Below are 9,550 nucleotides of genomic sequence, written 5' to 3'. Positions count from 1 at the left end.
CAACGATTTCTCTAACAAATTCGCCTAATGGTTTTTCACCATATTCATTATAATAATCCTCTTTTGTACCTAATTCATCCCAAACAACATGTTCTAAATTTTGTACATCAATTTTTGTCAAAGGAACATTGGTTTTTAGTTTTAAAATAACAGGATTATCTTGTTCATGTTGTCTAATATAAAATTCTAATCTAATTTTATAATTTTTCAGTTCATCAGACCCTAAATCAGGTTCATGCCATTCCATTGATAAAATATCATCTTCAAAATTGGTATTATATTTTTTTCTAAATTTACCAGGAATATATTTAATTAAATCTCTAATATTTTTTCTAATTTCTTCAAATTCCTTGATACCTGCATCATCTAAATATGATGTATTTAGTATTTGATTGATGAATTTTGCTTGAACTCTTATTTCTGGAATATTCGCTACACTAGCAACTCCTTGAATTTTCTTGATCAAATCTGTTCTTGCTTTAGTATATTTTTTTCCGTCTAAATATGCTAGTTCAATTCCATACATTAACGCATCAAAACGAAGAGCGTTAATTTCATCCTCATCAGGTAAAATAAGTGGCAATAATTCTTCGCTAATAAACTCAATATCTTCATAAGGAATTAATTGATAATTATCAGGATTTGAATATAAATCCACATATTTCAAATGTTGTCTAACAGTAAAACTTTCACGATTCAATTCTCTTACTTTTTTTACCATATCATCAACCAACGTTTTCCGCCATTCAATTAATTCTTCTATCTGATAAGCAATGTCTTGTAACTTATAAGCTATTTGAAATTTCAATTTGAATATAGCAGCCTGTAAAGCCAGAGCATTAGCAGTAGGCTTTCCTTTATCCATCCTAAAAAATTCAAAATTGCCACAAAAATCAAATATATAAAATTTATTTTTATCTTCGCCATCTATAAGACCTGCGCATTTTCTTGTTCCTCTACCTATCATTTGCCAAAACTTTGCTTTACTCAAAACTTTTTTAAAAAAAACAAGATTTAAAATTTCAGGCACATCTATTCCTGTATCTAACATATCTACAGATATCGCAATTTGGGGTAATTTATTGGAATCAGAAAATTCATCAATCGCACTTTGAACATAGTTAATATGATTATCAATTATCATTGCATACCCAGGTAAATGAGGAAATTCCTTATTAAATACTTCATATATTTTTTTGGCATGATCATGGTTTTTAGCAAAAATAATCGTTTTCCCTAATTTTTGTCCATATTCAATTTTTAAACCATTTTTGAATAATATTTGTAGAACTTTTTTTATTGTATCCTCATTAAACACCCACGTATTTAATGCTGACGAATCAATTTTAGATGGTATAATACCATTTTCACTAATAAATGTATTTTCGTACTCTTCCTTTTCTGTTTTAGATAATTCTTCCCAGCTAATACCCTCTTCAATAAACTTCAAGGAAGTTTCAACTGACAAAAAATCAACCAAAAAATCATCCTTCACCGCCTGATCTAACTCATATCCGTATGTAGGAACACCATCTTCTAGTCCAAATATTTCATAAGTATTTGTACCAACCTCAGCTTTTGGTGTTGCTGTTAAGCCCACCAAAAGACCATCAAAATAATTAAATATATCTTTGTACTTATTATAGATTGATCTATGGGCCTCATCACAAATGATTAAATCAAAATGACCACATGTAAATAGTTTTTTACCTTCATTTTTAACCGAATCAATACATCCCATCATGGTTTGATAAGTAGAAAATACCGCATGGGCATTATAATTGTCTTTTTCTTCAACAAGATTTGTATTAGATAATTCAGGTAATAAATTGGTAAAACTACGTTTCGCTTGTGTTACCAAAGAATTACGATCAGCTAAAAATAATATATTTTTAATCCAGCCATTTTGTAATAAAACGTCAACTAGTGCAATAACTGTCCTTGTTTTGCCAGATCCCGTAGCCATTACTAAAAGTGCTTTTCTTCTATTTCGTTTATCAAAGGCTTCACATACTGCCTTGACAGCAGCTTCTTGATAGTATCTATCTACAATATTTTTTTTGATATAAACATAATCTAAATGAGATTTCATTCGTTTTAAATTAAATAATTTTTCTAAATCTCGTTTAGAATAAATAGCTGCTATTTTTCTTTCATGATATTGTCCATCAATTATTTTTGTTTCAAAGCCATTAGTCAAAAAGATAATAGGTCTTCTATTATATTGTTTTTCAAGTATATCTGCATATAATTTGGCCTGCTGTTTGCCATTTGAAGGATCGGTACATGTTTTTTTCGCTTCAATGATAGCCAAAGGAACATGTCTATCATCATATAAAACGTAGTCAATAAATCCTTTTTTGCTTTTATTCGGCATTCCTTTAACTTCTACTTCATTGTCCCAATCTTTACCTTCTTCCCAGCCAGCATCGATCAACATTGAATCAATATATAATTTTCTTGTTTTATATTCTGATAATTCCAAAGGTTTAGGAATATAATCTTCTTGTTGAACAATCCTTCGTTCACTCAATTTAGCCTTTAATGCTTTATTTTCTTCTAGTAATGTTTTTAAATCTATTTCATATCCTAATTTAGGAACTTCAATTACATTGGTATTACTTTGTAATAATGATTCATCATATGACCTTTCCTCATAATTTTTACCATAACAACATGCAATAAAATCCGTAAAATAAAATAGATTTTTCAAACAAACTTTAGCAACATCCTTTGTAATTTTCTTATTAGTATGAGCAACATTATTTCCATATTTACGAATAAAATCCAATCTTTTCCAAAGATCACTATCAACAATATCTTTAAACTCATCAGTATGCATTAAACTATATAACGTTTCTTGATATGGAACTTCCAATTCCTTATCAACTGAATACATCCATTTAACAGCCATCTCTACTGCTCTACGACAATTCAAAACACATGCTCCAACATCAATATTAAAGATTTTTTCAGCAGTAATAGCTATATCAACAAAACTACTAAATTCTTTTTCACTTTTTAAATAATCAAAATTTGTCATTTCTCACCCCTCCTTCTTGTATATCTCTACCTTGATTTGTCGACCTGTTTTATAAACTTTTTAAACTCCAGTTGTAACTCAATCGGAGGTATTGGAATTTTTACTGCTCCAAGAATCTGTTGGTTTAGATTTTGAATGTTAGCACCTCGCCCAGTTATCTTACTTCTGATGGAGTTTGCTTTCAATAAATGAATTAAATATGTTGTATCAACACATCTGCCTTCTTTACGAAAACGAATGCAAAAACCACTATATGTGGTTGGAATATCTCCAGGATAGATGACCAGACATCTGCCAACAAGCATTTTATTGCCATTCGATCTCACAAAGACAATATCACCATTCTTGAGCATTACTTCTTCTGGTGGTATTTTGTTAAGTGAAATCTTAGGCAACATAGACATATCGCTAATTTCTAAGCGATCTTTAAAATCACCAACACCAAGACAATGCATATTTACACCGGATTCTCCAATCCTAAAATTCATTCCATTTTTAAATTTGCCAAGTTCTAATAATCTTTTTGTTTCCCAACCTTTATCATTTAAAATCGGCTCCCCGAACATCTCGACAAATCGGGCTTTGATCAGTTCGTCTAACAATTCTAACTGGCTATTATTTTTTTGAATTAAATATCCTATTTTATCTAAAATAAATACTATTTGTTTTTGTTCTTCTTTTGCTGGATATTTGAATTTTAATTCTTTTAACCACTTATAATGACGATTATAACCAGTATTTGGAATTTTTATATATTTTAATGCATAATATAAATATTTATAGTTAGCATCTTGGTATTTGCTTTTAAGTATTTTAGTTCCATCTGCTCCCAAAAAGAACGGCTGATCAATATACTTGACTACCCGTGTATGATCGCCAAAAATAATTGCGGGAACATCAGTAAATAAACCTTTCTCCATATTTGTATACCCAGCTATATCATTCTGTCCTTGATCCACAATTATATTTTTACCATTTTCTTGATATTGATCGGTTTTAAGTTTCGTCCCATACTTTGTTTTATCTTCAAATAAATCATTAAAATCTAACATTCATCCCACAAATCCGGATTTAGATTAGAATCTCTATCTTTGTAAAATTATATCAACACATTCTTTCAATTCATCACTAAATTCTTCTAAATCATCAATAGTTATGGCATTATCGTGTATTAATGAGATAATATTTTCTATCATCCTCGATCTTCTCATATCCACTACTACACCAACACTCTTTTTGTCCTTAAACATTCTTTTTTCCAAATCCCAAAAATTTGTTGCAGGGCTTTTATCTCTTTGCAGAATTTTAATATATTCTTTGTTTAATTTATCCATATAATTATTTTGCCAAACAACTATTTTCTTTCTAAAAAGTTTCCAATCTTTTTCTTTAACTTCATACATATCCTTTCTCCTAAGCTATATATTTCCTATGTGATTCTTTAACATTATTTTGATTTACTATTGCATAATGCATTGTTGTATCAATTTGAGAATGTCCTAATAGACTTTGAACTTGTTCAATAGGCATTCCTTTGTCAATTGCCCTTGTTGCAACAGTTCTCCTAAATTTATGTGGATGTACTTTTTTTATTCCTAATTTTCTACCTAAATTCCGTAATCTAATTTCAACCCCACTTATTTTTAATCTATCATGAGGTTTATCTAACGATACAAATAAAGCTGGATTATTATCATCTCGACTGTTTAAATAATTTTTTAAATGTATCTTTGTTCTTGCATCAAAATATACCGGTCTTTCTTTATTACCTTTTCCAAATACAACACATTCCCTATTTTCAAAATCAATATCATTAATATTTAATCTTACCAATTCACCTACTCTCATACCTGTAGATGCCAAAAGATCTATAATCGCTAAATCACGCAAATTATCACAATTATCACGTAGATATTCAAGATTTTCATCAGTTAATGTTTCTTTAATTACTTTATCTGTTTTTATTTTATGAATTCTTTTCATTGGACTTTTAAGAATATAATTTTCTTCTTCTAACCAAGAAAAGAAGCTACTTAAATTTCGTCTAATATTATCAATACTTACCTTAGAACAATTATTAATCTTTTGATAATCTGTCAAATATTGTCGTAAATCATCTGTTGTCATGTGTGTTACATGAACATCAGTTCTATCATTCAACATTACTAATGTTGAATGATAGTATTTTATAGTTCTTTCTGAACACCCTTCTATTTCTTTTGCTGCAACAAACTTTTTAATCATTTCTTCATTAGAATATTCAAATATATCATTAATTTTATCATCTTTAATCACAATTTCTATATTTTCAAAACAATATTTTAATATTTTATGTAATAATTCCATCTGTGCATTATCTAAATGACGTAATAATTTTTGTTCAATTTCTTTAATAATAATTTCTTTCATGTTAGTAACCTCCGTTACCAACATCACCTACACCCACTAAAATTTATCCAAAATATTTTTGCATTAAACTATCAAATAACTCTTGTGTTTTTTCTAATGATTTTTGTATCTCTAACCTTGATTTGTCGACCTGATGGACAAAGCCGGCAAACCGGTTCTGCAGTTCTATTGGTGGTATGATAGCAACAATTGCACCAATTCCTTCTTGACTAATCGTATATTGTCCAGCAGAAGTTTTAATTTGTTTTTCTATTTGTCTCTTTCCAAATGAACTATTTAATAAATGACATAAATATGTTCCATCAAAAATTCCATTTTTAAAATGAATTCGAATTATATGATCGTTATGATAAACCGGTTCATTTATTTCACGAAATACTGCACAGCGTCCAACATTTTCCGGATTACCATTTACTCTTGCAAAAAGAAAGTCATTTTCTTTAAGTAAATATTTATTTTTTTCTTTTTCATTTAATATTATTCTATTCGGATTAGAATAATCAATAAATCCACTTTGCAATTCAACAAGACGTAGCACAATTTCACCATTTTTATCTTTTCCTCGTCTTGCCAAACCATTATTTGCTTTTTCAATCAAATTAGAGAGATTATTTTTATCCCAACCTTTATCATTTAAAATCGGCTCCCCGAACATCTCGACAAATCGGGCTTTGATCAGTTCATCTAATAGTAAAATTTCTTTATTTTTTGAATCTAAAACTTTTTGAGCAAGCTTAATCTTCTTTACGATTTCTATTTGTGTGTCAATATCAATATATGGGATCTTCATTTTTCTCAATGTTGATTGTGTTAGCTTTTGCCTAGTAGCCCCATTAACCAAACCATTAGTATCATAAAACATCAAAGAATAGCATAGATAATCCACATTTAATCCACGTTTAGGCTTTAATACATGAGCGTGATTATTAACCCAACATTTTCCTGAAGCACGATATGCAATCGGCCTATCTTTTGATCCAAAATTACCGCCATCTTCAGCTAATAACACTAATTCATCATCAAATATATAATTATTAACATAATCTTGTATGCCATTTGCACCATAATATGGATAAGGTCCTTTAATTCTGTCTTTTGCAGTAATAGGTATTCGTCGAGAATCTAAAATCTCACACCAATCTTCCACAGTTCTATATTCCATCCATCTCTACAAATCCGGATTTAGTTCGGATTTAACTCCTTCCTAGTCTTCTAATAAAGACTGTAATTCTTTTAAACATTTATCAATTTCTATATTTAATGCAGTTATATCACCAAGAATTTCTTTAGTTGGACGATATTCTATTTTTTCATACACTATCTCTTTATATTTATTTATTGATAAATCATAATCATTATCTTTTATTTCTTCTAATGTTACAAAGAAGCTTTGTTCTGTTTTCTTTCTATCAATTTCTTTATCTAGATGATTAAATCTATCAATGATATCAGGAATATCATTTTCTTTTACTGGTGTTCGTTTATCATCAAGAGATAAACCATCAGCTTTCATATCATAAAACCAAACTTTATCAGTTCCACCATGATTTGTTTTAGTAAATATTAAAATACCAGTTGATACTCCCGCATAAGGTTTAAATACACCTGAAGGCATTGATATTACTGCTTCTAATTTATTATCTTCTATAATAGTTTTTCGAATTGCCTTATGAGCTTTACTTGATCCAAAAAGAACACCATCAGGAACAATACAAGCACATCTTCCACCTACTTTTAACATTCGAATGAATAATGCTAAAAACAATAATTCTGTTTTCTTTGTTTTTGCAATCTTCAACAAGTCAGAAGATACAGAATCAGCATCTAATGTACCCTTAAATGGTGGATTGGCTAAAATAATTGTATATTTATCTTTATCACCATTTTGATCTGATAAACTATCTCTATATTCAATAAAGGGTGATTCAACACCATGAGTCATCATGTTCATTGCTCCAATACGTAGCATTGTTCTATCCATATCAAAGCCATGAAACATATGATTCATAAAGTGATCACGATTTTTTTTATTCATTAAAATATCATTACGATATTTTTCTCTCAAATAATCGCTAGCAACTACCAAGAAACCACTTGTTCCACAAGCAGGATCACAAATAATATCTTCAGGTGTTGGTTGCAATAACTCAACCATCATCCTAATAATGTGTCTCGGTGTTCTAAATTGACCATTTCTACCTGCTGTTGCAATTTTTGACAACAAATATTCATAAACATCGCCACGAATATCACTTTCTTGCGTTTTATTCATTAGGTCATAGATTTCATCTAAAGAATCTATGACCTTTGATAAAACTAATGGTGTCGGTATTTTAAAAATAGCATCATCCATATATTTTGAATAAGCACTATCTTTATCACTATGTAAATTTTTTATAAACGGGAAAACCCATTCTTGAATTATTTCATATTGCTTATTTGCTGGATAGTCTCTAAAAATAGACCATTTTAACTGTTTTCCGTCGATTGAGCGTTCTCCAATTTTAACATCATCCGCAAAAATACTTTGAAATGGTAATCCCAACATTGCGCATTCTTTGGCTTTTTTATTATCACTTATATCTAAATCTCTAATAAACATCAAATAAGTGATTTGTTCAATAACTTCTAAAGGATTTGTTAATCCACCTGCTGCAAAAATATCCCATAAAGAATCTATTTTATTTTTAATTTCTCCAGTAATCATTATTTATCCTCTCTATTCCAAATATAATAAGTATATCTTCCGCCACCTATTTTAATAATTTCATGATTTTCCACTAACTTAGCTAATGTTCGTTGGATTGTGACTTCACTTATATCAGGACATAATTTCGTAATTTCATTTTTGGTAATTTTTCCAATATGTGTTCTAATTACTTCTCTTACTCTTTCAGGTTTTGTTAACCCTGATGCAATTAATACTTGAACCCGTTTAGAAAAGTCACGATATGCCCCAATAACAATTCCTAAATAATATTCCACAAATGGACAATAATCATTATCATTTTCATGCCAATTAACAGAACTTTGTTGCAAAGCTTCGTAGTATGTTTCTTTTGTATTTTCAATCAGTTTTTCAATACTGATATATTTCCCAACTATATAATTAGCTTTATACAATAATAACAATGTTAATAATCTGCTCATTCTTCCGTTACCATCATTAAAAGGATGTATACATAAAAAATCAAGAATAAACATCGGCATAATTAATAACGATTCAATATTGTTATCAATTGCTTCATTATATGCTTGACAAAGATCATCTATAGCTAATGGAGTCATCCATGATTCAACTGGATTAAACCTTACTGTTTCATTGCCAGCTTTATCAACTTCAGCAATTATATTATCTGCTGATTTAAATTTCCCACCCACAGAAGATCCCGTAAATTTATATAAATCACCATGAAGTTGTAATATATAATTTGCTCGAATTGGTATATAATCAAAATTTTCATGAATTGTATTTAAAACATCTCGATATCCTGCAATTTCTTTTTCATTTCTTGTTTTTGGCATTGTTTTATCTAAAACAATTTGTTTCAATCGTTCATCAGAAGTATAAATTCCTTCAATTTTATTTGATGCATCTGTACTTTGAATCTTTGCAATTTCCATAAGATCATTTAGTTTATCTGCATTAGCTTCAATAAATAAATTTTGTTCACCTTTAAACTCATGTATAGCTGTAAGTAATGAAACGATGTTTGGTGTTAATAGTTTTTCCCATTTATCTATATAATTATACGTTCTCATTTTATCACCCTTTCTTAGCTTAATTATACATTTAATTTTATCATAAAACAATTCATTTTTATCATTTTTGAAAAAATGATAAAATTGAAACGATAAATGATCAAATTAAAATAATATTTTGTGCATATTATAAATTACAAACATCAAAAAAATTTAGTTTTTTTGACAAAATAAAAAACAACAGAAAAGCGATACCCTCTCTGTTGCTTTTTAACTTATAATACTTTTTGTAAATGACTTACGATTTCTGCTTCTGGTACAAATCCAGTAATTTGGTCAACTGCTTTTCCATCTTTAAAAATAATTAAATTAGGAATTGCCTGAACTCCATATCTT

Annotated in this window: 8 protein-coding genes; all 8 read right to left on the bottom strand. The window is 28.9% G+C overall.

Annotated features, from left to right (window positions below):
- Positions 1-3,043, bottom strand: a 3,043-nt coding sequence (locus J7M77_RS16405; protein WP_296880507.1) for a DEAD/DEAH box helicase family protein, incomplete at its 3' end; no start/stop codon positions are given.
- 26 nt (positions 3,044-3,069) lie between these two features.
- Positions 3,070-4,095 carry a restriction endonuclease subunit S gene (locus J7M77_RS16400; RefSeq protein ID WP_296880505.1) on the bottom strand — a complete coding sequence of 342 codons (1,026 nt, stop codon included), beginning with the start codon at positions 4,093-4,095 and terminating at the stop codon, positions 3,070-3,072.
- Positions 4,096-4,128: 33 nt separating this feature from the next.
- Positions 4,129-4,446, bottom strand: a complete 318-nt coding sequence (locus tag J7M77_RS16395) for a multidrug transporter (RefSeq protein ID WP_296880503.1) — start codon at positions 4,444-4,446, stop codon at positions 4,129-4,131.
- Positions 4,447-4,456: 10 nt separating this feature from the next.
- A complete protein-coding gene (xerA, locus tag J7M77_RS16390; RefSeq protein ID WP_296880501.1) occupies positions 4,457-5,452 on the bottom strand; it encodes a site-specific tyrosine recombinase/integron integrase in 996 nt (331 codons plus the stop codon).
- Between the two features lie 43 nt (positions 5,453-5,495).
- The gene (locus J7M77_RS16385; protein WP_296880499.1) at positions 5,496-6,614 is read right to left on the bottom strand and encodes a restriction endonuclease subunit S; all 1,119 of its coding nucleotides are present in this window, start codon (positions 6,612-6,614) and stop codon (positions 5,496-5,498) included.
- Between the two features lie 42 nt (positions 6,615-6,656).
- Entirely contained in the window at positions 6,657-8,159 is a 1,503-nt protein-coding gene (locus J7M77_RS16380; protein WP_296880497.1) for a class I SAM-dependent DNA methyltransferase, read from the bottom strand.
- A complete protein-coding gene (locus tag J7M77_RS16375; RefSeq protein ID WP_296880495.1) occupies positions 8,159-9,214 on the bottom strand; it encodes a Fic family protein in 1,056 nt (351 codons plus the stop codon). Before J7M77_RS16375 ends, J7M77_RS16380 begins: the two co-directional genes overlap by 1 nt.
- A gap of 215 nt (positions 9,215-9,429) precedes the next feature.
- The coding region (locus J7M77_RS16370) for a thioredoxin domain-containing protein (protein WP_296880509.1) at positions 9,430-9,550 on the bottom strand (121 nt) is incomplete at its 5' end.

This window comes from Thomasclavelia sp., assembly GCF_017889095.1.
Classification (GTDB): Bacteria; Bacillota_I; Bacilli_A; order Erysipelotrichales; family Coprobacillaceae; genus Thomasclavelia.
Note: the sequence above shows the minus strand (reverse complement) of the source record. Positions and strands in the feature narration are given on the sequence as shown.